Origin of the sequence: Polynucleobacter sp. MWH-Berg-3C6, assembly GCF_018881855.1 — a bacterium.
Lineage (GTDB): Bacteria > Pseudomonadota > Gammaproteobacteria > Burkholderiales > Burkholderiaceae > Polynucleobacter.
Genome location: NZ_JACVPN010000001.1, coordinates 46,285 through 70,281 on the forward strand (window position 1 = coordinate 46,285; position 23,997 = coordinate 70,281).

The 23,997-nt window shown below is 45.6% G+C and carries 24 protein-coding genes and 1 pseudogene; 15 read left to right on the plus strand and 10 right to left on the minus strand.

What is annotated here, in order from left to right; genetic code table 11:
- The first annotated feature begins 41 nt into the window (after positions 1 to 41).
- The 3 genes from ftsZ to lpxC all read left to right on the plus strand — a co-directional run bounded on the left by ftsZ (position 42) and on the right by lpxC (position 2,962).
- On the plus strand, positions 42 to 1,385 hold the full coding sequence (gene ftsZ, locus ICN13_RS00240) for a cell division protein FtsZ (protein WP_216137993.1): 1,344 nt from the start codon (positions 42 to 44) through the stop codon (positions 1,383 to 1,385).
- Between the two features lie 112 nt (positions 1,386 to 1,497).
- Positions 1,498 to 1,998: a peroxiredoxin gene (locus ICN13_RS00245; RefSeq protein ID WP_216137995.1), complete on the plus strand. Its 501-nt coding sequence runs from the start codon at positions 1,498 to 1,500 to the stop codon at positions 1,996 to 1,998.
- A 49-nt stretch (positions 1,999 to 2,047) separates the two neighbouring features.
- Positions 2,048 to 2,962: a UDP-3-O-acyl-N-acetylglucosamine deacetylase gene (gene lpxC / locus ICN13_RS00250; RefSeq protein WP_216137997.1), complete on the plus strand. Its 915-nt coding sequence runs from the start codon at positions 2,048 to 2,050 to the stop codon at positions 2,960 to 2,962.
- Between the two features lie 6 nt (positions 2,963 to 2,968).
- Here lpxC and ICN13_RS00255 read toward each other — a convergent pair whose 3' ends face one another.
- Positions 2,969 to 3,499, minus strand: a complete 531-nt coding sequence (locus ICN13_RS00255; protein WP_255533968.1) for a hypothetical protein — start codon at positions 3,497 to 3,499, stop codon at positions 2,969 to 2,971.
- 24 nt (positions 3,500 to 3,523) lie between these two features.
- Here ICN13_RS00255 and secA point away from each other — a divergent pair, with 24 nt between their 5' ends.
- The 4 genes from secA to mutT all read left to right on the plus strand — a co-directional run bounded on the left by secA (position 3,524) and on the right by mutT (position 8,888).
- Entirely contained in the window at positions 3,524 to 6,289 is a 2,766-nt protein-coding gene (gene secA / locus ICN13_RS00260; protein ID WP_216137999.1) for a preprotein translocase subunit SecA, read from the plus strand.
- A gap of 61 nt (positions 6,290 to 6,350) precedes the next feature.
- Positions 6,351 to 7,586 carry a bifunctional glutamate N-acetyltransferase/amino-acid acetyltransferase ArgJ gene (gene argJ, locus ICN13_RS00265; RefSeq protein WP_216138001.1) on the plus strand — a complete coding sequence of 412 codons (1,236 nt, stop codon included), beginning with the start codon at positions 6,351 to 6,353 and terminating at the stop codon, positions 7,584 to 7,586.
- Between the two features lie 13 nt (positions 7,587 to 7,599).
- Positions 7,600 to 8,457 carry an ATP-binding protein gene (locus ICN13_RS00270; protein WP_216139231.1) on the plus strand — a complete coding sequence of 286 codons (858 nt, stop codon included), beginning with the start codon at positions 7,600 to 7,602 and terminating at the stop codon, positions 8,455 to 8,457.
- A 14-nt stretch (positions 8,458 to 8,471) separates the two neighbouring features.
- Positions 8,472 to 8,888, plus strand: a complete 417-nt coding sequence (mutT, locus tag ICN13_RS00275) for an 8-oxo-dGTP diphosphatase MutT (RefSeq protein ID WP_216138003.1) — start codon at positions 8,472 to 8,474, stop codon at positions 8,886 to 8,888.
- Here mutT and zapD read toward each other — a convergent pair.
- From zapD to ICN13_RS00305, 6 genes are read right to left on the minus strand one after another with little or no spacing between them, the layout of a single operon-like run.
- Positions 8,885 to 9,637 carry a cell division protein ZapD gene (gene zapD, locus ICN13_RS00280; protein ID WP_216138005.1) on the minus strand — a complete coding sequence of 251 codons (753 nt, stop codon included), beginning with the start codon at positions 9,635 to 9,637 and terminating at the stop codon, positions 8,885 to 8,887. The two genes, mutT and zapD, sit on opposite strands and share 4 nt — an antisense overlap.
- A 35-nt stretch (positions 9,638 to 9,672) precedes the next feature.
- Positions 9,673 to 10,272, minus strand: coding sequence for a dephospho-CoA kinase (gene coaE, locus ICN13_RS00285; RefSeq protein ID WP_216139232.1), 600 nt, complete (start codon positions 10,270 to 10,272; stop codon positions 9,673 to 9,675).
- A gap of 17 nt (positions 10,273 to 10,289) precedes the next feature.
- Positions 10,290 to 10,790, minus strand: coding sequence for an A24 family peptidase (locus tag ICN13_RS00290; RefSeq protein WP_216138007.1), 501 nt, complete (start codon positions 10,788 to 10,790; stop codon positions 10,290 to 10,292).
- Positions 10,790 to 11,836, minus strand: a complete 1,047-nt coding sequence (locus tag ICN13_RS00295; RefSeq protein ID WP_216138009.1) for a type II secretion system F family protein — start codon at positions 11,834 to 11,836, stop codon at positions 10,790 to 10,792. The genes ICN13_RS00290 and ICN13_RS00295 overlap by 1 nt, the downstream gene beginning before the upstream one ends.
- Positions 11,827 to 12,906 carry a GspE/PulE family protein gene (locus ICN13_RS00300; RefSeq protein ID WP_216138011.1) on the minus strand — a complete coding sequence of 360 codons (1,080 nt, stop codon included), beginning with the start codon at positions 12,904 to 12,906 and terminating at the stop codon, positions 11,827 to 11,829. Before ICN13_RS00300 ends, ICN13_RS00295 begins: the two co-directional genes overlap by 10 nt.
- On the minus strand, positions 12,903 to 14,192 hold the full coding sequence (locus tag ICN13_RS00305) for an HlyC/CorC family transporter (protein ID WP_216138013.1): 1,290 nt from the start codon (positions 14,190 to 14,192) through the stop codon (positions 12,903 to 12,905). Before ICN13_RS00305 ends, ICN13_RS00300 begins: the two co-directional genes overlap by 4 nt.
- 118 nt (positions 14,193 to 14,310) lie before the next feature.
- Here ICN13_RS00305 and ICN13_RS00310 point away from each other — a divergent pair, with 118 nt between their 5' ends.
- Positions 14,311 to 14,823: a methylated-DNA--[protein]-cysteine S-methyltransferase gene (locus ICN13_RS00310; RefSeq protein ID WP_216138014.1), complete on the plus strand. Its 513-nt coding sequence runs from the start codon at positions 14,311 to 14,313 to the stop codon at positions 14,821 to 14,823.
- Positions 14,824 to 14,825: 2 nt separating this feature from the next.
- Here the strand turns inward: ICN13_RS00310 and ICN13_RS00315 are convergent, their stop codons facing one another.
- On the minus strand, positions 14,826 to 15,791 hold the full coding sequence (locus ICN13_RS00315) for a squalene/phytoene synthase family protein (protein WP_216138016.1): 966 nt from the start codon (positions 15,789 to 15,791) through the stop codon (positions 14,826 to 14,828).
- 135 nt (positions 15,792 to 15,926) lie between these two features.
- On the opposite strand from ICN13_RS00315, the gene ICN13_RS00320 reads away from it, so the two are divergent.
- Together ICN13_RS00320 and ICN13_RS00325 are read left to right on the plus strand one after the other, a co-directional pair.
- Positions 15,927 to 17,342, plus strand: coding sequence for a sodium:solute symporter family protein (locus ICN13_RS00320; protein WP_216139233.1), 1,416 nt, complete (start codon positions 15,927 to 15,929; stop codon positions 17,340 to 17,342).
- A 116-nt stretch (positions 17,343 to 17,458) separates the two neighbouring features.
- Complete coding sequence (locus tag ICN13_RS00325; RefSeq protein ID WP_216138018.1) at positions 17,459 to 18,478, plus strand: 2-dehydropantoate 2-reductase; 1,020 nt, start codon at positions 17,459 to 17,461, stop codon at positions 18,476 to 18,478.
- Between the two features lie 87 nt (positions 18,479 to 18,565).
- Here ICN13_RS00325 and ICN13_RS00330 read toward each other — a convergent pair whose 3' ends face one another.
- The gene (locus ICN13_RS00330) at positions 18,566 to 19,333 is read right to left on the minus strand and encodes a fumarylacetoacetate hydrolase family protein (protein ID WP_216138020.1); all 768 of its coding nucleotides are present in this window, start codon (positions 19,331 to 19,333) and stop codon (positions 18,566 to 18,568) included.
- Between the two features lie 54 nt (positions 19,334 to 19,387).
- On the opposite strand from ICN13_RS00330, the gene ICN13_RS00335 reads away from it, so the two are divergent.
- Entirely contained in the window at positions 19,388 to 20,323 is a 936-nt protein-coding gene (locus tag ICN13_RS00335; RefSeq protein WP_216138021.1) for a reductase, read from the plus strand.
- A gap of 7 nt (positions 20,324 to 20,330) precedes the next feature.
- On the opposite strand, the gene ICN13_RS00340 is transcribed toward ICN13_RS00335, so the two are convergent.
- Complete coding sequence (locus ICN13_RS00340; protein ID WP_216138023.1) at positions 20,331 to 21,335, minus strand: polyprenyl synthetase family protein; 1,005 nt, start codon at positions 21,333 to 21,335, stop codon at positions 20,331 to 20,333.
- 75 nt (positions 21,336 to 21,410) lie between these two features.
- Between ICN13_RS00340 and rplU the strand changes: the two genes are divergently transcribed.
- The 4 genes and pseudogenes from rplU to proB form a co-directional block, all read left to right on the plus strand.
- Complete coding sequence (gene rplU, locus ICN13_RS00345) at positions 21,411 to 21,722, plus strand: 50S ribosomal protein L21 (protein WP_011902040.1); 312 nt, start codon at positions 21,411 to 21,413, stop codon at positions 21,720 to 21,722.
- Positions 21,723 to 21,741: 19 nt separating this feature from the next.
- A complete protein-coding gene (gene rpmA, locus ICN13_RS00350) occupies positions 21,742 to 22,002 on the plus strand; it encodes a 50S ribosomal protein L27 (RefSeq protein ID WP_087908492.1) in 261 nt (86 codons plus the stop codon).
- An 87-nt stretch (positions 22,003 to 22,089) separates the two neighbouring features.
- Entirely contained in the window at positions 22,090 to 23,178 is a 1,089-nt protein-coding gene (cgtA, locus tag ICN13_RS00355) for an Obg family GTPase CgtA (protein ID WP_216138025.1), read from the plus strand.
- A 27-nt stretch (positions 23,179 to 23,205) separates the two neighbouring features.
- Positions 23,206 to 23,982 (plus strand): annotated as a pseudogene (gene proB / locus ICN13_RS00360) (glutamate 5-kinase); the annotation flags it as partial.
- Between the last annotated feature and the right edge of the window lie 15 nt (positions 23,983 to 23,997).

Genomic DNA, 23,997 nt, shown 5'->3' on the forward strand with positions numbered 1-23,997 from the left:
CGTCGTCGTCAATGTAGTAAGTTATTTACCTAGGAGGGTATATGGAATTTGAAATGTTAGATCAAGATACAGCTGGCAAAACCATTATTAAAGTGGTTGGAGTCGGTGGAGCTGGTGGTAATGCTGTCCAGCACATGATCCGTCGCGGAGTACATGGCGTAGAGTTCATTTGCATGAACACCGATGCTGGCGCTCTACAGCGTTCTGAAGCATCTGTGAATTTGCAACTGGGCTCTAGCGGATTAGGTGCGGGCGCAAAACCAGAAATCGGCGCAGCTTCTGCTGAAGAGGCACGTGCTCGTATTGCGGATACTTTGCAAGGCGCACATATGGTCTTCATCACTGCAGGTATGGGTGGTGGTACCGGTACTGGTGCCGCCCCAATCGTTGCTCAAGTAGCAAAAGAAATGGGCATTTTGACAGTTGGTGTAATCAGTAAGCCTTTTGATTTCGAGGGCGTAAAGCGCTTGAAGGTTGCTGAGAACGGCGCTGCAGAACTCGAGTCTTATGTTGACTCATTGATTGTTGTGCTCAATGAAAAGCTCTTTGAAGTGATGGGTGAAGACGCCGAGTTTGATAAGGCCTTTGCTTGTGCTGATGATGTATTGCATAACGCAGTCTCCGGTATTGCTGAAATCATCAATGTTCAGGGTTTGATTAACGTTGACTTTGAAGACGTGAAGACTGTAATGGGCGAGCAAGGTAAAGCCATGATGGGAACAGCAACTGTTTCCGGTATGGATCGTGCTCGTTTAGCGGCTGAAGCTGCAGTTGCATCACCATTGTTAGAAGGCGTTGATTTATCTGGAGCACGTGGCGTATTGGTAAACATTACTGCTAGCCGTTCATTGAAATTATCTGAGACACGCGAAGTAATGGCTGCTATTCGTGGCTATGCTGCTGATGATGCAACTGTAATCTTCGGAACCGTGTATGACGAGAGTTTGGGTGATGCATTACGCGTAACAGTGGTTGCTACTGGCTTGAATAATCCTCAAGCTCGTAAAGCAAATCAACCAGAAGTAGTTTGGAGACAAGCTACTGGTACAAGTGATGCAATGCCAACAATGGCCGATCTCAATACCTTTGCTCCTGCTAGCGCATCTGCTGCTATGAGCAAGGTTGGCTTGGATTCTGCTTTGAGTACTAGTGCGGGCATGGCTTTGACTGGTGTCGGTAGTGCTCCATCAGTTGCAGCTCAACCAGCAGCTAGCAGCGGTGTTGATTACAGCCAATATGATTTGCCACGGGTATTCCGTAGTTCCCGTGAGGCGACTCCCGCACCTACTTTAGGCGCAGATAGCTCTCCTCAGGCTAAATCCATGTTGGATAAAGGGGCTGATTACTATGAGATTCCAGCCTTTTTACGTAAGCAAGCAGACTAACTAACTGCTCAATACAATAGGTAATTGCGAAATGCCAGCGCGGCGCCCCTCCGGACGACGAATCCCGCGCTTGCGTTGGCATGCTTACTAACAACTACTTATTGGAGATGTCATGATTGCTGTTGGACAAAAATTACCTAACGCTACTCTTTATGAATTTTTTGACGAAGAGAGCGAAGGCTGCTCCTTAGGGCCGAATGCCTTTGAAGTTGAGAAGCTTGTAGCTGGCAAAAAGATTGTCATCTTTGCACTGCCTGGCGCATTTACGCCAACTTGCTCTGCAAAGCATGTACCTGGATATGTTGAACACTATGATGCGATCAAAGCAAAAGGTGTCGACGAGATTTGGTGTATTTCTGTGAACGATCCATTCGTGATGGGTGCTTGGGGTCGCGATCAAAAAGTGGGTAAAAAGATTCGCATGATGGGTGATGGTAGCGCTGAGTTCACCAAAAAGATGGGTACAGAGTTAGATTTAACCGCTCGTGGTTTTGGAGTTCGCTCAGACCGTTATGCCATGATTGTTGAAGATGGCGTAGTGAAATCTTTGGATCGCGAAGCTCCTGGTAAGTTTGAAGTAAGTGATGCGGCTTCTATTCTGAAAAAACTGTAATTCGAATTCATTCAGTAACTAATACCCCCCTGAAGTTAGAGATATCACCATGATGAAACAAAGAACCATTGCCACTCCAGTCAAGACTGTGGGCATTGGTTTGCATTCTGGTCGTAAGGTGACAATTTCTATTAAGCCTGCACCGGTAAATTCAGGGGTTCAGTTTGTGCGTGTCGATACGCCAGAGCAGTCGGTTGTCCCAGCAACTGCCCTGGCTGTCTGCGATACCAGGCTTGCATCCGTCATTCAAAAGGATGGCGTGCGAGTCTCCACGGTTGAGCATTTGTTATCTGCCTGCGCTGGTTTGGGTTTGGATAATTTATTAATTGAGCTTGATGGTGAAGAGGTTCCCATCATGGACGGCAGTGCTGCCTCCTTCTTATTTTTAATTGAATCTGCTGGCATTATTGAACAAGATGCGCCACGTCAATTTGTCGTCATTAAGAAACCAGTCGAAGTTCGCGAGGGTGATAAGCTTGCACGCTTAGAACCTTTCTTCGGTTTTAAATTAGATTTCACGATCGACTTTAAACATCCTGCAGTTGATAAAACAGGTCAGCGATTTGTTGTTGATTTTGCAGAGCATGCATATCGTAGTGAAATTGGTCGTGCGCGTACATTTGGTTTTGCGCATGAGGTAGAGGCTTTACGCGAGATGGGTTTAGCTCGCGGCGGTAGTTTGGATAATGCAATTGTTTTAGATGAGCACCGCATCTTAAATAACGAAGAACTCCGTTATGAAGATGAGTTTGTGCGTCACAAAATTCTAGATGCAATTGGCGACTTATATTTAGTAGGCCATCCTATTGTGGGTGCATATGTAGCCGAAAAGTCTGGTCACGCACTCAATAACGCTCTTTTGCGTAAGCTTTTAGAAGATCCAAGCTCTTATTCAATTGAGTCTTTTGCAGAAGCCAAGGCCCCTGAAGCCTATTCTCAAGAAAGTCAGCCCCTCTTTTTCTAGAGCGCCCTACTTAGTTTTATTTTGTAGGAGACGTTCAACCGCCTCGCGAAGATCAGACTCTGGCGGTAGTTTTTCTAGAAGGTCTTGCCATGACTGTTTTGCCACCTGATTTAAACCCTTGGGGGCTACATTTTTGGGGTTTGGCCTCGGTTTGACCTCCCAGTCTGGGCTTGCTGGCTTTACTTTGACCTTAATAGCCTTGCAATTGAGTCCAATTTTTCTTAACTCATTGATTAAGCTCGGTAAAATCTGCTGTAAGCGGGTTCCAATGCTGGCGCTGCTAACTAGTAAAAAAAGCTCATCCTGGGCCCCTGAACGCCATCCAGCTTCAATTTTTGGGCTTAAGTGACCTAAATCTAAGCATTCCAATGCCTTATGGAGCTTAGCCTTGAGCTTGGCAAGATCTTCCGTTTTGGCCAAGATTCCACCAAGACCATTGGACTCTCGCAGGTATTCCATCCAGTCGTGGGCTGAATGATTGCGTGATGGTTTGCGGGCAAAGTTCATAAAAAATGGGGTTGCGGGTGATAAACTCAAGGACTTAATTTTCTTCAATATCCCATGGTAATCGGTCTTCTTAAAACCCTGGTCGGCAGTCGTAACGACCGCCTCTTAAAACAGTATCGCAAAGTTGTTGCCAAGGTTGGCGCTTTTGAAGCCAGCTTGCAATCTTTGGATGATGCCGCCCTTGCCGCTAAAACCGCGGAGTTTAAGACGCGTTTAGCTGGCGGGGAGTCTTTAGAGGATATTACTGCCGAAGCATTTGCGGTAGTGAGAGAAGCTAGTGTTCGCGTTATGAAGATGCGCCACTTTGATGCGCAGATTATGGGTGGCCTTGCTCTGCATCAGGGCAAGATTGCCGAGATGGGAACTGGCGAAGGAAAAACCTTAACAGCAACGCTCCCAGTGTATTTGAATGCTTTAACTGGTAAAGGTGTTCATGTTGTTACGGTGAATGATTATTTGGCTCAGCGTGACGCTGAGTGGATGTCAACCTTATATAACTTCTTAGGCATGAAAGTTGGCGTGAATCTATCGCAGATGGATCACAAGACAAAGCAAGAAGCTTATGCTGCAGATATTACATACGGTACCAATAACGAGTTTGGTTTTGATTATTTGCGCGACAACATGGTTCAAGATTTGGATCAACGCGTTCAACGTGGCTTAGCGTATGCGATCGTCGACGAGGTCGACTCAATTCTGATTGATGAAGCTCGTACACCACTCATCATTTCCGGTCAGGCCGAAGATCACACTGATCTATATATCAAAATCAATGCCCTTCCTTCCTATTTAGAGCGTCAAATTGGTGAAGAAAAAGCAGATGGCACTGGTGTTGAAAAGCCTGGTGATTACTGGGTAGATGAAAAGTCACAGCAGGTTTATTTGACCGAACGAGGTCACGATAAGGCCGAAGAAATCTTAGTGCAGTTGGGTGCCTTAGATGATGGCGCCTCCTTGTATGCCCCCCAAAATATTACTTTGATGCATCATGTTTATGCAGCGTTGCGCGCACACTGCTTGTACAACCGCGATCAACACTATGTTGTGCAGAACAAAGAAGTCATCATTGTGGACGAGTTCACTGGTCGCTTGATGCAGGGCCGCCGTTGGTCTGATGGATTACATCAGGCGGTAGAGGCTAAAGAGGGTGTACCGATTCAGAATGAGAATCAAACCTTAGCTACGATTACTTTCCAGAATTACTTCCGTATGTACGGTAAGTTGTCTGGTATGACAGGTACTGCTGATACCGAGGCTTATGAGTTCAAGGAGATTTATAACCTTGAGACGGTGGTGATTCCGCCCAATAGAATTAGTCAGCGCAAAGATCGTCAAGATCAAATCTTCAAATCATCTCGCGAGCGTTATGACGCTGTCATTAAAGACATTGAAGATTGCTACGAGCGTGGGCAGCCAGTATTGGTGGGCACTACCTCAATTGAAAATTCTGAGCTGATTGCTAAATTACTAGATCAACGTAAATTACCGCATCAAGTTTTGAATGCTAAGCAGCACGCACGAGAAGCTGAAATCATTGCGCAAGCAGGCCGTCCAAAAATGATCACCATTGCTACGAATATGGCTGGTCGTGGAACGGACATTGTGCTTGGCGGCAACGTAGGCAAACAATCTACATTGATTGAGGCAGATGCTGCACTCTCAGCCGCAGAAAAAGTAAAAAAGATTAAGGCCTTGCAAGATGAGTGGCAGGGTATTCATGATCATGTGCTTGCTGCTGGTGGCTTGCACATCATTGGTACAGAGCGTCACGAGAGTCGCCGTATTGACAACCAATTAAGAGGTCGCTCTGGTCGTCAAGGTGACCCAGGTTCATCCCGCTTCTATCTCTCTTTAGATGATTCACTCTTGCGTATTTTTGCCGGCGATCGTTTGCGTGCTGTGATGGAACGCTTAAAGATGCCTGATGGTGAGCCGATTGAAGCTGGCATGGTGACTCGTTCGATTGAGTCAGCGCAGCGTAAGGTTGAAGGTCGTAACTTTGATATTCGTAAGCAGCTATTGGAATATGACGACGTTGCAAATGACCAGCGTAAGGAAACTTATCGCCTCAGAAATGAAGTGCTCGAAAGCAATGATATTGGCGATTTAATTGCTAATTTGCGTGAAGATGTCTTGCGCTCAGTTTGCTCTTTCTACATTCCTCTTGAGTCTATGGAAGAGCAGTGGGATTTGGCTGGGCTTGAGAATGTCTTGGCTAGTGACTGGGGCCTGACGGTTGAATTGCGTAGCTGGGTTGAGGCCGCAGAGACTGTGGATGACACTGAGATTATTGATCGTGTGTTGGAAGCTGCTAAAGAAGCCTATGACGCGAAGGTTGAATTATCCGGTCGCGAGTCTTTTGCCGGGTTTGAGCGCTCCGTTCTTCTCTACAGTCTAGATACTCACTGGCGCGAACACTTGGCAGCCTTAGATCATTTGCGTCAAGGTATTCACTTGCGTGGCTATGCTCAAAAAGATCCAAAGCAAGAGTACCGTCGCGAAGCGTTTGAGCTGTATGGTGAATTACTTAGTGTGATTAAAAATGATGTTGTGAAAAGCATCATGACCGTCAAGATCAGAAGCGCGAGCGAGTTGGATGAAGCAGCTGAGTCCATGAATGATGACCTGGCTAAATTAGCAGGCGTCCAATATCAACATGCTGATCCCGAGAAAGAAGTTGCTGGATCCACCGGTGACCAGGATGACTCGATACAGCTTGTTCCTGCGCCTATGCGGACTGGCCCAAAGATTGGGCGTAATGACCCATGTACGTGTGGCAGCGGTAAAAAATATAAGAATTGCTGCGGCACCTTAAGCTAAGCGCTATTTAAAGGGCGGCCCGCTAGCAGCCCTTTAAGCCCTCATCTACAATTGTCAGACTATGACAGTTAATCTATCCCTCCCCCAAAAAGCCGATCTCAAGCCAGTTAAAGGTTTTGAGATGGGCATCGCTGAAGCCGGAATTAAGAAAGCCAATCGGAAGGATTTATTGGTGATGACCTTAGCGCCTGGATCTCAGGTTGCTGGCGTATTTACTCTGAATCGCTTTTGCGCTGCACCCGTTCAGGTTTGCCGTGATCATTTAGCGCAAGAGGGGCGCAACGGAGAAATCCGGGCTTTGGTAGTAAATACGGGCAATGCCAATGCTGGTACAGGTGAATCAGGCATGAAGCATGCCCTAGAGACATGTGCGGCACTAGCTAAGGACCTGAAGATTAATCCAGAGCAAATTTTGCCTTTTTCAACGGGCGTAATTCTGGAACCTTTGCCGATTAAAAAAATTATTAGTGCTTTACCAAAGGCAATATCCAATTTAGGCGAGGACAATTGGTTTGATGCTGCCCAGGCAATCATGACTACTGATACTCAGCCCAAGGCAAGCTCATTGACGGTATCAACACCAGCAGGGCCGGTTGTGATTACTGGCATCTGCAAGGGTGCAGGCATGATCCATCCAAATATGGCAACCATGTTGGGCTTTATTGCCACTGATGCTGGTTTTGCCCAAGGTCTATTAACTAACCTTACTCGTGAAATCGCCGATCTCTCTTTTAACGCGATCACGATTGATGGCGATACCTCAACAAATGATTCTTTCATCATTATGGCTACTGGTCAGTCTGCCGTGCAGATTAAGTCAGCGACAGATCCAAGCTATGCAGTACTGCGAGACGCTTTGATTGCGCTAGCCAGAAAGTTAGCTCAGATGATTGTGCGTGATGGTGAAGGCGCAACGAAGTTCATCACCATCGAGGTGCTTGGCGGCAAGACTCAAGAGGAGTGTCGCCTGGTTGCTGAGGCAGTTGCGCACTCACCTTTAGTCAAAACCGCTTTCTTCGCTAGCGATCCAAACTTAGGACGTATTTTGGCTGCGATTGGTTATGCAGGGATTGCTGATTTAGATGTGGGTCGTGTGCAGATGTGGCTTGGTGATGTATGGGTTGCTAAGGATGGTGGCCGCAATCCTTGTTATCAAGAGGCTGATGGCCAAAGGGTAATGCAGGCCCCTGAGATTACCGTCAAAATTGACTTGGGTCGTGGCAACGCTACCCAAACCATGTGGACTTGCGATCTATCTCATGATTACGTTTCCATTAATGCGGACTATCGCTCATAAAGGTTTTTGGTTGATGAATGAAAAATTAGACCGACTCTTAAGTCATCTCGAAACGTTTTTGCCCAAGCCTTTAAGTGACGAACAGTGGAAATCTTCAACTGCATTTAGATGGCGTCGCCGCGATAGTATTTTTGGCAGCATTGGTTTTCTGCAGCCAGTGAAGCATGTCTCAGACATTACTTTTGAAGACTTGAAGAATATCGATCGTCAAAGGGATGCCATCCGGGACAATACTAAAAATTTCATCCAGAAAAAGCCAGCAAATAATATTTTGCTGACTGGCGCCAGGGGAACCGGTAAATCCTCTCTCATTAAGGCAAGCCTTCATGAATTCGCTAGTCAAGGTTTGCGCTTGGTAGAAGTGGAAAAAGAGCATTTAGCCGATTTAGCTGATATCACTGAGCTATTGGCTGAGCGTCCTGAGCGCTTCATTATCTTTTGCGATGACCTTTCTTTTGAGGATGGGGAGTCGGGCTATAAGGCCATGAAATCGGCTCTGGATGGCTCGGTTTCTGCTCAAGTCGACAATATTTTGATTTATGCCACCTCTAATCGTCGTCATTTATTGCCTGAGTACATGAAAGACAACGAGGGTTATGTTCATAGCGATGACGGCGAGATTCATCCTGGTGAAGTGGTAGAAGAAAAGATTTCTTTATCGGAGCGCTTCGGTTTGTGGCTCTCTTTTTATCCCCCTAAGCAAGATGAGTACCTGGCTATCGTTGCGCATTGGCTGAATCATTTTGGTTTAACTGCTGCGCAAATTGAGGCTGCTCGTTCAGAGGCATTGGTTTGGGCTCTTGAGCGCGGTTCACGTTCAGGCCGTGTTGCCTGGCAATTTGCAAAACATTGGGCAGGTACCCATGCTTAATCTGATTTATTTCGATGAATGAAATAAATCGCCCCATCACCGTTGTTGCTGCGGGAATATTGATTGATTCTGAGAATCGCTATCTTTTGGGCCAGAGGCCCGAAGGCAAACCATATGCTGGTTACTGGGAAGTCCCGGGTGGAAAAGTTGAAAAGGGTGAAACCGTTTTTCAGGCCCTACAGCGTGAACTGCAGGAAGAGCTTGGGATTGATATTCAGTCTAGTGAAGAGTTAACGGTCCTAGAGCACGACTATCCACATGCTTATGTTCGTTTGTATGTCAGTATCATCCGCAATTGGACTGGTACCCCAATGGGTTGTGAGGGGCAAGCTTTATCCTGGGAGCTTATTGGCGCAGAAACGCCAAGTGTTGGGCCTTTACTACCGGCTGCCTGGCCAATGCTGGAGTGCCTTAGAAGGTTTTTGACTTAGAACTGACAGAGCGTCAGTTTGAAGGGTACATCGGCATTAATTAACTGTGCCTTTTTATCCCGATCAGCCTTAAGAAAGCGAACAGATAGTAGATACTTATTTGCGCTAATTTCCGAGAAAAGTGAGTCATCTTCTAATGTAATGCGCATTAATTGATACACCTTACCAGATGGCGCTTGCTGAAACGAACCGTTATGAGCAAGCACATCTTTTGCTTCGCCTGATTGACGCAATAGGCGTAAAAATAACTGACATGCTTCTTGCCACGGTAAAAGTGGATGCACGTAATTTTCTAAAAGTTTACGTCGCTCAATTGAGGGGCTATTTTTCCAGGCATGATAACTAGGTAAATCAATTGGACTAGTTCCACCAGGAGTATTGAGGCGAGTACGAATCGCATTTAACCACTCACTCTCAGTAATAGCAGAATTTGGTCTGCCAGTAGAGTGATTGATATTGCTGGCAACGGAATCAATTTCAGAAAGCGTTTGGGATAGTGCTTCTTGATCTACCTTTTGCGATGACTTCAAGCCATTCAAGGCATATTTTTGCCGCTCAAATTCTTTGAGTAATAAAGACTTGATATCACCTCTAGCACCAATATCACCAAGATCAAACAAAATGGAGATTGCATTGTGGTGAAGCTCTGGTTCATCGGAGCGAAGAAACTGATTGAAACGGGCGAACAAATACTCCAGTCGAAGCATGCTTCGAACTAATTCGTTAAATGGGTATTCGTAGACAATCACAAGCCCATATTCTATGACGAACTGCGCTAATCTTTCTAAATCTGTAGGATTTTTTGGTGCAAGCTTTGCACCTCTACCTCTAAGTCCTGAAGACTTCCTTGGTTTTCAATCACCATATCGGCATGCTTGAGACGTTCTACTCTAGTGGCTTGAGACATTAGGATCCTCTCCACGTCTTCCCGGGGTAAATTGCTGCGCTGCATCACCCTGTTAATTTGAACCTCTTCAGGGCAGTCCACCACCACTAGGCGGTCAATAAGAGTCATCCAGGATCCAGACTCAATCAGCAAGGGCACGACAAAGACCAAGTATCGAGCCCCTTCTTGACTTAACTTTAAGGCCTGCCTACTGCTTTCTTCACGGATGAGCGGGTGGGTGATGGCCTCAAGAGATTTTCTGGCCTCTGGTTTTGTAAACACTAAAGAACGCATTTTCTCTCTATTGAGCGAACCATCGGCCGCAATAAAGTCGGGGCCAAAATGCTTTTTAATTGCTGAAATTGCCACTCCATTGGCTGCTGTGATTTGATGGGCAATCAAGTCGGTATCCACAATGCCGGCACCAAGCTTAGCTAGTAAATCACTCACGGCAGTTTTCCCCGAGCCAATGCCGCCGGTTAAACCAATCAGGGCTATGCGTCCTTTGAGCGTGCTTAGCTCAGATTGCTCAGTAGTAGGTTTTGAAGAAGCTGTGGCCATAACAACTCTATGATGCCAGCAAAGATTAGAAAAGGTCCAAAAGGAAAAGGTGAGCTGCGATTTTGTTTGTTTAGTCTCAACCAAATCATGCCACCAATAATTCCAGAGATGGATGCTAAGAAGAGGATGCTGGGTAGGGCCGCCCAACCAAGCCAGGCACCTAGAGCGGATAAGAGCTTGGCATCACCCATACCAATCCCATCTTGTTTCTTAATATATCGATAGAGACGATTTAATAGCCAAAGCAGTAAAAAGCCGACTAGTCCGCCAAAAATAGATTCTTGAGGGCTGATGAATCTTAAGCTTGAGAAACTATTGAAGCAAAGTCCGGCCAAGATGAGGGGCATGGTAATGACATCAGGCAGCCGAAAAGTTCGTAAGTCAATATAGGCCAAATAAGCCAATGCGAGGATCAGAACAATCCGGATAAGGTCGAGTATTTCTAGCTGGCCCATTACACAATCTGTCCTAGATTAAAGATTGGGAGATATAAGATTATGACAAGACTGCCAATCACAATCCCAACAAAGATAATAAGTAAGGGCTCCAAGCTCTGGCTCAAAGTATTGAGGCGATTACTGAGTTGTGATCCTAGTGCATTTGCTCGTTTACCCAGCATTTGTGGAAGGGATCCGCTTTCCGAGGCAATACGCAGTAATTGCAAAGTTTCAATATCAAATAAGATATGTTTAGGGTCAGCGCGAATCAAGGCATCGCCCAGTGGCCAGCCCCTAGCAAGATGCTTGAAGATCTCTGCACTTAAATCATGACTAAGCCAATGGTTAGAGGATTGGGCTGTTACGCGTAGCGCATCGGGTAGGGCTAAGCCAGAGTCCAATAAATGCCCTAAGGTTCTACACCAGTGGGTTAGGGTTGCTAGGCGAAATAACTTACCCAATATAGGGATGTAAAAACTGAACTCATCACATCTTTTTTGTAAGCGAGGTAGTTTTACCCAGGCAAATAGAAATAATCCAGCACTGCCGATAAGCAGAGCGGTCATCTCAAAGAAGAAAGATTCAATAACAGTCGAGATTTGAATCAGCGCTTTAGTAGGTGCTGGCAACTCAGCTTGAAAGTGGGCAAAGACATCCTTAAAGACCGGCACAACCCAAATCATCATTACCAGAATCAGCAGTAGGGAGCTGGCAAGCGTGATAGCGGGGTAGCTCAAAGCCTGCTGGACCTTGCGCCTTAATTCAAGCTGTGCTTCAAGTTGCCGACAAATGGTTTGTAGTGCTAATTCAATATTGCCGGTACGCTCACTGACCCGAATCAGATTAATAAATTCTGCAGAAAACCGATTCCTTTCGGCCAGCAAGGCTCGAGAAAAGCTTTCCCCTTGTTTTAATTGGCTGCACAAATTACTTAAGCAGCCCTGCCAGCGCTGTGGGGCGGATAACCGAATCAGCTCGATCGCATTCAGTAGTGGAAGACCGGCAGTTAAGAGTGACAAGAGCTGTTGAGCAAAGGTGAGCTGATCTAACTTACTTACTGCCATGTGCCGACCTCAGTCAGTAGATCAGCTTCTTTAATCAACCCTGCTTTTACATGGTGAAGTCCAGCTTCATACATGGTTGAGTATTGAAAAGACAGATCAAATACATGCGCCGCACTTAAAACTTCATGCACACCAATGCGTCCATAGTATCCAGATCCTTTGCAGCTTGAGCATTTAATGCTTTCTTTGAAATCTCTACCTAAACATAGCCGACATATCTTGCGGACTAAGCGTTGTGAGCTAACGCTGCGCAAGCAAGATTCGAGGGCTTCTTGGCCTAGCCCTAAACTCTTTAATCGATTAAATGCCCCTCGAGCATTGCGTGTATGAAGAGTGCTTAAAACAAGGTGGCCAGTTTGTGCCGCTTGTATGGCAAGTTGGGCAGTAGCGCTATCCCTAATTTCACCAATCATGATCACATCTGGATCTTGCCGTAATAGTGCGCGAATGATTGTCGGAAAATCTAAGCCCGAGCGAGGGTGATACGCCACTTGATTTACTCCAGGTAGACGAATCTCGACCGGATCTTCTATAGAACAAAGATTACGATGACTTTGATTCAAAGTTCTTAAGCAGCTATAGAGTGTTCTAGTTTTGCCGCTACCCGTAGGGCCCGTTACCAATATCAAACCATTTGCTTGGTTGAGGGCGCCCTTAAATATCTCCAGCTGTTCGGGAAGTAAGCCTACCTGCTCGATACCAAGCTCGTTTACGCAGCTAGGTAAAATCCGTATGACCGCCTTTTCACCATATAGAGTCGGAAGGATTGAAACTCGGCAGTCGATATTGGGTTTTACAAAATCAAACCCAATTAAAAGGCGACCATCTTGAGGTAGGCGCTTTTCAGCAATATCGAGTCGTGCCAGTATTTTGATGCGCGTAATTAACCGCTCATGGAGTTCAATATCAAATTGCGCTTGCACTTGTAGCAAGCCATCTACTCGAATGCGGACTAGGGTACCTTGTGACCCAGCTTCGATGTGGATATCACTCGCTCTAGATTCAAGCGCATTGACTGCGATTTCATACCAGGTGCGAATAATGATGGAGTCATCATGAGCATTGCTCAATCTTGTTCTTGATCAAGGGTAGGGCGGTAGAGTTTGACGGTCTTCACGCCCTGATCATCAAACTGCACAATTTCCATTACGATGCCCGCAATTCGGATGCTGACATCATGATCTGGTATCGCCTCAAGCTTTTCAAGAATCAGTCCATTTAAGGTGCGAGGACCATCTAATGGCAAATTGAGATTCAGCAAGCGGTTTAGGTCTCTGAGGGATGCAGTACCACTTGCTAAGTAAGTGCCATCAGCGAGCCAGCGTGGATCGGTTGAAAGATTGGAAAAAGAGGTTGTGAATTCGCCAATGAGCTCTTCAACAATATCTTCAAAGGTAACGAGACCTAAGACCTCACCATATTCATTTACAACCAGACTTAAGCGTTGTTGATTGTCTTGAAAGAATTGCATCTGTTGTAGTACTGGCGTACCACTGGGAATGAAATAAGGTTCATTTAACAAAGATTGAAAGTCTGCATGTTTTAGGTCTGTATCGCCTAGTAATGAAAGGGCCTTCTTGACCGAAAGAATGCCTACAATGCGCTCGGAGTCGCCATCACAGACGGGCAGCTTGTTGTGATAACAGGTTTCTAGTTGTTGAACCACTTCATCAATGGGTCGCGAGAGATCTAGAACTTCAATCTTCGATCTTGGGGTCATCACATCATCGACCGTAATATTTTCTAGATTAAATAAGTTGAGCAAAATATTGCGATGATGATTTGAGACGAAACGGTTTGACTCTAAAACCAAGCTACGTAACTCTTCGGTACTCATCGTTCTGCTGTCTGAAGAAGACTGCAGTCCGGAGACCTTCATGAGCCCAGAGACAAAGCTATTGATAAACCACAGCAGAGGTTTTAGTAAAAAAGTCAGCGGCAGAATGAACCAACCTACTTTAGAAGCAATTTTTTCTGGGAAGGCTGCCCCAATCACTTTCGGGGTAATTTCACTAAAAATGATGATCAGCAAAGCCACTACTAAAGTGGCAATTGAAAGTACGAGCCCACTATCTCCAAATATATGCAGGGCTATGCCCGTTACTAGAATAGGTAGAATGGTGTTAATGAGGTTATTAGAAATTAAGAGTACTGATAAAAGCGAATCAATACGCTTTAAGAGTCGCTCAGCTAAGGCTGCCCCTGAGTTGCCACTTGTTGCCATGGCTCGTAGACGATGGCGATTTGATGAGAGCATGCTGGTTTCGGCCATTGAGAAAAAGCCAGAGAGAGCCAGTAAAAATAGGACGAGAGCAACCTGCCCGTAAAATGGCCAATCGTCAAAAAAGGTGTCCATAAGGTCTGCCTGAAAAAAGTAAGGATGAATCAATATAGCAAAGTGGCATTTCACAAGCTATAGATGCGGAAGAAAGGGCTGTCGTCTTTGGCCCCTAATTATGTGAGAATCACTTCCTATGACCTTAGCCAAAAAACAAGTTGTCTCAGATAGTGCTCAATATTGCGTGATTGCAGCCCCATTTGGGAGATTGGGGATTTTGACTGAACTGGTGGATGGCAGTTTGATGTTGTCCAAAATTGATTATTTACCAATATCGACAGCTTTAGTAAGCCCTAAAAATCAATTGGCTAAGGAGGCTGAGAAACAACTTAAAGCGTATTTTCAGAATCCTCATCACCATTTTGATTTACCCATGAAGCCATCAGGGACTGAGCACCAGCAAAGGGTTTGGAAAAGTATCCAGATGATCCCCGTTGGTAAAACCAAAACCTACGGCGAGATTGCAAGCAAGATCAAGAGTGGTCCGCGTGCAGTCGGAACAGCATGTGGTGCCAATCCCTATCCTTTAATTGCGCCTTGTCATCGTGTTATTTCTGCACAGGGGATTGGCGGCTTCATGAAAGAAAATACACCCGGTTTATATCGCCAAATCAAGATATGGCTTTTGCAGCATGAAGGTGCTCTATAGACTCAAATTTCTTTTGCGAGAGATTTGGAAAATTGGTTAAAGAAAATCTGCATAAGCACATCACTTTTGACTGCAAATTTGGTAAAGGTATAAAACGCCATGACTGTGTTCCTAGAGAGCTTCACTTCTGCTTTATCACTAAATTCTTTTTGCTTGGCAATCTTTGAGAGCGTCATTACCGCTAGGCCAAAAGCCAGGAAGCAAAAGCGGCGTATTCCAAGCTCCTCTTTTGGAATCAGGAGTATGTAGTTGAGTGAGTCTTGAAGCTTTTCATAAGCAATTTTCAAGAGTTGTTCCTGGCTCATACCAGTTGGCTTCCAAGATACCCCGCGGGCACGATCTTCAGGTGAGTCTTTTAGAATATTGGTCATTTGTAGGGCTTGACCAAAGGCAATTGCGAGTTCTTCATGACCTTTGATGCGTTTTGCAAATTTAGAGGAGTGGTTACTGAAGATGGTGGTGAGAAGCTCCCCTACAACACCTGCAACCACATAGCAGTATTTTTCAAATTCCTGCAAATTCTGTAGACCTGCTTGAGTCTGCTTTCCGTGAAAGTAAGACATTCCCTCTGACATGATGGAGACACAGCGACTCACGGCTAGTTGATCGTCTTTGGAGCAAGTGTGCAAAATTCTCAAAACGGTTGGAGTATGTGCGATGAGATCTAGCTCATCTTGATTTCCATAATGGTTTAGCGCCTCAAGGCAGGGCTCTACAAAAAACTCAACCGGTATCTTTCCAAGTACTGCATCTAAAAATAATTGAGAGAGTTTTTGTTTGGTATTTGGATTTAGTTCAGCAGCATCTTCAATGGTGTCAACAATCCGGCATAGCAAATAAGTATTGCCCACCACTTTTTCAATGATGGAGGGCAATAGTGGGATTGTCAGAGCAAAGGTGCGGGAGACTGAGCTCAGGATGGCTTTTTGATAAGCCAGGTCAGTGCCTGGATTCTCGCTTTGGCTCATTTGAAATGAATTCACCCTTGAATTATGTCAGAGTGGGCTTGTGTTATCTGGCGCACTAAGTTGACACAAATTCCCTTACTGGTAAAAGTGACAAGGCCATATAATTTCACCAAATTCTTTCGGGGGAAGTTGGACGTGCTCATTTGGTTTGTCATCATCTACTGGGTAGTCTCTGTGGGTATTGGCCTATGGGCTGCGCTGCGCGTTAAAAATACAGCCGACTTTGCTGCGGCTGGTCATAGCCTCCCCTTACCGATCGTAACCGCCACTGTATTTGCTACTTGGTTTGGCTCTGAAACAGTTTTAGGTATTCCGGCCACTTTCCTCAAGGAGGGTTTGGGCGGGGTGGTATCTGATCCATTTGGATCTTCCTTATGTTTAATTTTGGTCGGCCTATTTTTTGCGCGCCATCTTTATAACCGCCGCATGTTAACGATTGGCGACTTCTTCCGTGAAAAATATGGTCGTACGGTTGAAGTGTTAGTAACCCTTTGCATTGTTGTTTCGTATTTAGGTTGGGTTGCTGCTCAGATTAAGGCCCTAGGTTTAGTTTTCAATGTGGTATCGGAAGGTAGCATTTCTCAAACAGGTGGCATGTTGATTGGTGCTGGTAGCGTCTTGATTTACACCTTATTTGGAGGCATGTGGTCTGTAGCGATTACGGACTTCATTCAGATGATCATCATTGTGATTGGCATGCTGTATATCGGTGGCGAAATGACCATGCAAACTGGTGGTGTCGGGGTAGTGCTTGAGCATGCAGCAGCTGCAGGCCAATTTAGTAATTTCTGGCCAGACATGAATCTTGCATCCATCTTGGGGTTTGTTGCCGCTCTGTGCACCATGATGCTGGGCTCTATTCCTCAGCAGGATGTCTTCCAACGCATCACCTCTTCGAAGAATGTCAATATTGCTGTGCAGGCAGCGATCTTAGGTGGTGTGCTGTACTTTATTTTTGCCTTCGTACCAATGTATTTGGCTTACTCAGCAACCTTAATTAGTCCGGACCTGGTCAAGAAATATCTTGATACTGATCCCCAAATGATTCTGCCCAAACTCATCTTGAACCATGCGCCGATCATTGCACAGGTGATGTTCTTTGGCGCCTTACTCTCAGCCATTAAAAGTTGTGCAAGCGCTACCTTACTTGCGCCTTCAGTCACTTTTGCAGAAAACATTGTGAGAGGATTCTTTAAGCATCTCTCAGATCAAGACTTGCTCAAAATTATGCGCATCACGGTATTGTGTTTTGCAGTAGTTGTTACTTTCTTCGCGATCAATTCTGAGCTTTCTATTTTTAAGATGGTTGAGAGTGCCTATAAGGTGACTCTGGTTGCAGCATTTGTGCCCCTAGCGTTTGGGGTGTACTGGTCAAGAGCTAATTCTTTGGGCGGCTTATTGTCAGTAGTACTAGGCCTAGCCGTATGGATTAGCTGCGAAATCTTAGCCCCTACAGCCATTTTGCCGCCCCAATTAGCGGGCCTATTTGCAAGCATTGCCGGCATGATTTTGGGCAGTCTAGTGTCTAAGGACCTCTTAAAAGCAGTTTAGACAATCTATTGCTTAAAAAATGGGCAATCAAAATTGTTGCACCGCAATAAGTTTTCCTCTAAAGTTCTCCTCTAATATTGCATTAATACAAAATTTTTTATTCTTGCGGGGTACTTATGAAAATCTGTGTGATCGGTGGGGGTGGCGCCATTGGCGGCTACCTAGCTGTCATGTTGGCGCGAGCAGGCAATGACGTAACTGTTGTTGCGCGTGGCGCTACTTTGGCGGCAATCAAGGAGCGTGGTTTGGCATTGATCATGGATGATCAACCAGAGCCATTGGTTGCCCAAGTGAAAGCAGTAGAAAAAATTAGGGATGCTGAAACTCCAGATGTTGTGATCTTGGCAGTCAAGGCGCATCAAGTTGAGCCCATCATCGATGACTTAGCGGCCATCATGGGTCCAGAGACTATTTTGATTCCTATGCAAAATGGTATTCCTTGGTGGTACTTCCAAAAACTCGGCGGTGAGTATCAAGATCACTCAGTCGAGACAGTTGACGCTGGTGGCGTTGCGAAAAAAACAATCAACCCAAACAACATTATTGGCTGCGTTGTTTACCCTGCAACCTTTACTCAAGCTCCCGGCGTGATCCGTCACGTAGAAGGCAATCGCTTCCCCTTGGGCGAGTTGGATGGCAAGGCTACTGAGCGCATTCAGAAGATGTCTGAGATGATGAGCGCGGCCAGCTTTAAATCACCAATCCTGGACGACATTCGTTCTGAAATTTGGCTCAAGTTATGGGGCAATATGACCTTTAATCCAATCAGTTCTCTGACTCATGGAACTTTGGAAGGCATCTGCCAATATCCATTAACCAAAGAGTTGGCGCGCAATATGATGGCGGAAGCTCAAACCATTGCTGAAAAGCTCGGTGTTACATTCCGGGTTGATATTGAGCGTCGTATCGCAGGCGCTGAAAAAGTCGGAAAACATAAGACTTCGATGTTGCAAGACTTAGAGGCTGGTCGTAGCCTAGAGATCGATGCGCTCTTAGGTTCTGTGATCGAGCTTGGTAAGATTACCCAAACCCCTACACCTTGCTTAAATACAGTTTTTGCTTTGACAAAGTATTTGGATGAGAACGTGCAAGCCTCCAAAGGTAGCTTGGCATTGCCATCTGTTTCAGGTTACTAAAACTATCAGCAACGTTTAATCGTTTTTGAGATCAAAAAACCCCTTGCTACTCAACATAGCAAGGGGTTTTGTTTTGGAGCAATTGCTTTATTCGAAGCGATTATCTAATTGACCTACACCATCAATAATGATGCTGACATTGCTGCCAGGCTTCATTGAACCGACGCCTACTGAGGTTCCACAGGCAATGATGTCACCCGGCTCTAAAGGCACATCTTGTGAAACCAGGCTGACTAATTTAGCAGGCGGAAAAATCATATCTGCTACTGGATAGTTTTGACGCTCTTGATCGTTGAGAATAGTTTTAATAGTCAATTTGCTTGGGTCTACATCCGTCGTAATATAGGGGCCAAACACGCCAAAAGTATTGAAGCTCTTAGAGCGAGTCCATTGGGCATAACCAGGATCGCGATTGAGAATCTCAATGGCGGTCACATCATTAATACAGGTGTAACCAAAGATTGCTTTCGCCGCTTGGGCTTCATCAGCCTCATGAATTTTCTGACCAATCACAATGCCAAGCTCACCTTCGTAAACTACTTTTCCTGAGTAGGACTTAGGCATACGAATAATTTGATTAGCAGCCAAGAAAGAGTTATTGCCTTTAAGGAAGTACAAAGGCTCAGCAGGCACCGCATGCTCAAGCTTCGTTACTAAGGCGTGAAAGTTATCAACCATTGCCACCATTTTTGATGGGGTGCATGGAATATCAATCGTGACATCTGCCAATTGGAGGGTTTCACCGGTGGGTTTTGGATTCTGAAATAAGTCTCCCGAGTAAACCGCGATTTCCCCGCCTTGTACTTGTCCTAACCCGCTTTTCCCTTGATGCTGAAATCTAAGCCATTGAGCCATAATGAGTTCCTATGAAGTGAATATTTATTTGCAATATCTTACAGGGATGTATTGATGTCCAAAACCTCCGAACCCGTTTTTGCACCAGAATCGGATCAGCCTGTTCGCTACATTGAGCGCACTCGCAGCTATTACTTAGGTTTGGGTTACGAAAACCCCTATGTATGGGCTCATTATCTTGAGACCCCGTTTCATCCCTTGCAAAAACCACTAAATCAATCCGTATTGGGGCTAATTACTACAGCAGTTCCCTTTGATGCCAGCAAGGGACCTCAGGGGCCTGGTGCTCCCTATAACGCCGCCGCCAAGTTTTACCAGCCTTATCAAAAACCCATTAATAGCGATCTTGATTTAAGAATTGCTCATGTAGGTATTGATCGTAAAAATGCTGATATGGAAGATAGTCATTGTTGGTTTCCATTAGAGGCTGCTAAAGATGCGTTGCAGTCCGGCAGGGTGAAAGCTTTATCACCCCATTTTTATGGCTTACCAACCAATCGAAGTCAGCGTCATACTTTGGAGACGGATGCACCATTGATTTTAGAAATGCTGCGAGCTGACAAGGTCGATGTTGCAGTCTTGATTCCAAATTGCCCGGTATGTCATCAGAGCCAAAGTTTATTGGCGCGGTATTTGGAAGCGAATGGTATTTCAACTGTTGTGATGGGCGCCGCAAAGGACATTGTTGAATATTGCGGTGTACCGAGATTCCTATTTAGTGATTTTCCTCTGGGTAATGCAGCAGCAAAGCCCAACGATCCTAGTTCCCGCTCGCTGAACTTTGAATTAGCGTTAAGCCTTTTAGAAAGTGCCCCTACGGCCCGCACGACAGTGCAATCGCCCTTGATTTGGTCTACCGATCCCAGTTGGAAATTCGATTATTCGAACCTAGAAAAGCTATCCCCAGAAGAGGTTTCGCGCTTAAGTGAAGAGGCGGAGAAGGCTCGCATCACTGCCCGCGAGCTCAGAATGAAAAGCGTTGGAGGTTGATGACTTTTTAAGTCTGGCGTGCGAGGGAGTATTCGCATAAGGCACGCAGTGCTGATGTTGCCTCATTTGCTGGGAAGTCTTGAATACATGCTAAAGCTAAGTCTGCTTCACGTTTAGCTGCAGCTTGGGTGTAATCCAGGGCGCCAGAAGTTTGTACGGCATTTAAAATTTGTGTAAATACATCTTCAGGTAAATCTTGATTTTGTTCAATCGCGGCGCGCACTAAAAGACGATTTTCATTACTGCCATTTTCCAGTAAGTAAATGAGCGGTAGTGTTGGTTTACCTTCACGCAAATCATCACCAGCATTCTTGCCCATCTGCGCAGCATTAGCTGTGTAATCCAGTAGATCATCCATCAGCTGGAATGCAGTACCAATGTGACGACCAAACGCAGCGGCCTGCTCGCGCTCAATATCGGTTGCATTAGCTAGGATTGCACCCAGCTCAGTAGAAGCTTCAAATAATTTTGCGGTTTTGTAGCGAATGACTTGCAAGTAGCTCGCTTCATCCACTTCAGGGTCATTCATGTTCAGTAGTTGAAGTACTTCACCTTCGGCAATCGTATTGGTCGCATCTGACAGAATCTGCATTACCCGCAAGTCATTTGGGGCAACCATCATTTGGAAAGCTCGGGAATAGAGGAAGTCGCCCACTAACACACTGGCTGCATTGCCAAATGCAGCATTTGCAGTCTCTCGCCCCCTCCTGAGGGTGGATTCATCAACAACATCGTCATGGAGCAGGGTGGCAGTATGGATAAATTCCACTACAGCAGCCATTTCCAGGGTATGTGGAGTTTCTTTGGTGTTAGCCAGGGCCTTGGCTACCAGCATTAACAGGGCTGGCCGAACCCGTTTTCCACCCGCCTGGATGATATAAGTGGAAATTTGGTCAATTAAGGCGACTTTTGAGGCCAAACGCTGACGAATTACCCCGTCTAAGGCCTTGAAATCTAAGGCAATTGGGGCCAGGATTTGGCTTAAGTCATTGATTTTGACAGTGCTCGTCATGCAAGATATAATAATGGGCTTAGCTTATCCAGGGTGGATTAGCTTAAATGTAGATATTAATTGAGGTTTCAAACCATGTACGCGGTCATAAAAACCGGTGGCAAACAGTATAAAGTTGCTGCAGGCGAAAAATTGAAAATAGAACAGATACCAGCGGAAATCGGCAGCGAAATCACTCTTGACCAAGTCCTCGCCGTTGGCGAAGGCGCTTCACTGAAATTAGGTGATCCATTGGTTAATGGTGCAGCTGTGATGGCCACTGTCGTCTCCCAGGGACGTCACGATAAAGTGACAATCTTTAAGATGCGCCGTCGCAAGCATTATCAAAAGCACCAAGGCCATCGTCAGAATTTCACTGAAATTTTGATCAACACGATTAAAGCCTAATTCAGGGTAGGAGAAAGATATGGCACAGAAAAAAGGCGGCGGCTCAACACGAAATGGTCGCGACTCAGAATCGAAACGCCTAGGCGTTAAGGTATTTGGCGGCGAGCAGATTAATGCTGGCAGCATCATCATTCGTCAACGTGGCACACGTGTTCATCCAGGTGCTAACGTTGGTATTGGTAAGGATCACACTTTGTTCGCCTTAATTGACGGTCAAGTGGAATTCGGCGTAAAGGGTGCTTTGAAGAAGGCCCAAGTTTCAGTCTTGCCTCGTTCATAAGGCGCCTGACTGAGACTCGTTTGATTCAGATTTATTCCGAATTTAACTCTTAGGAACAGGCCTCGCTAAGCGAGGCCTTTTTTATTCATGAAATTTATAGACGAAGCGCGTATTGAAGTCATAGCCGGCCAGGGTGGCGCCGGAAGTGCTTCTATGCGCCGTGAAAAGTTCATTGAATTTGGTGGACCAGATGGTGGTGATGGCGGTAAGGGTGGAAGCGTATGGGCTGTAGCTGATCGCAACATCAATACCTTGATCGATTACCGCTACGCTAAAACGCACACTGCAAAAAATGGTGAACCTGGTCGTGGCGCTGATTGCTATGGCCGCGCAGGTGATGATATTGAATTACGTATGCCAGTTGGTACCATCATTGCTGACTACGACACTGGTGAGCCGATTGCCGATTTAACAACCCATGGTGAGCGCCTCTGTCTTGCACAGGGTGGCGTCGGTGGTTGGGGCAATATTCACTTTAAGAGCAGTACAAATAGAGCGCCACGTCAGAAGACCAATGGCAAGCCAGGTGAGCGCCGTAAATTGAAATTGGAATTAAAGGTGTTGGCTGACGTTGGTTTGCTCGGCATGCCTAATGCAGGCAAATCTACTTTGATTACCGCTGTTTCTAACGCACGTCCAAAAATTGCTGACTACCCATTTACCACTTTGCATCCTAATTTGGGTGTGGTTCGTGTGGGAAATGAGCGCAGCTTTGTGATTGCGGATATTCCAGGATTAATCGAAGGCGCTGCTGAAGGCGCTGGCTTGGGTCATCGTTTCTTACGTCATTTACAGCGCACTGGTGTTCTCCTGCACTTAGTTGATCTTGCACCTTTTGATGAAAATATTGATCCCGTTGCTGATGCTAATGCGATTGTGAATGAGTTGCGTAAGTATGATGAAGCCTTAGTGGAAAAGCCACGCTGGTTGGTATTAAACAAAGTGGATATGATTCCCGAAGAGGATCGCAAAAAGGTGGTCGCAGATTTTGTGAAAAAGTTTAAGTGGAAGGGTTCTACCTTTGAGATCTCTGCTCTTACTGGCCTTGGCTGCGATAAGCTTTGTTACGCTTTGCAAGATTATTTAGACTCTGTGCGTCGTGACCGTGATGAGCAAGATGAGCGTGCTCAAGATCCTCGTTACAAAGATCAGCTAGAAGATAAAAAACCCGATTAAAGTATTCATTCAAATTTCACAGTTGTTATGAACACCAAACAAACTAAACGCATCGTAGTCAAAGTAGGTTCTAGCCTTGTCACCAATAATGGTGAGGGTCTAGACCACTCTGCAATTGGGATGTGGGCTGAGCAAATGGCAGCGCTATTGAAATCGGGTCATGAAGTGTTGATGGTGAGCTCAGGGGCAATTGCTGAAGGTATGCAGCGTTTAGGTTGGACCAAGCGTCCACAAGAAATTCATCAACTTCAAGCTGCTGCTGCAGTTGGTCAAATGGGCTTAGTACAGGTTTATGAGAGTTGTTTTGCACGCTTTAATTTACGCAGTGCTCAGATTTTATTAACCAATGCCGACCTAGCAAACACAGAGCGCAACGCAAATGCCAAGGCAACTTTGGAAACTTTGTTAAAGCTGGGCGTTGTTCCAATTATTAATGAAAACGACACCGTAGTTACAGATGAAATTAAGTTTGGTGATAACGATAGTCTGGCTGCATTGGTAACAAACTTAGTTCACGCTGATCTGTTGGTAATTTTGACTGATCAGGGCGGTTTATTTACTGCTGATCCTCGTCAAAATGCGGATGCAACTCTTTTAACTGATGCTATTGCGGGAGATCCAGCTTTAGAGAAGATGGCTGGTGGTGCAGCAAGCGAATTAAGTAAGGGCGGTATGTTGACGAAAGTATTGGCTGCAAAGGTTGCCGTACAAACAGGAACAACTACCGTAATCGCCTCTGGTCGTGAACCTAATGTGCTGACTCGTCTCTTGGGAGGCGAGAAAATTGGCACTTCTTTGAGGGCTAATCTCAACTAAGCG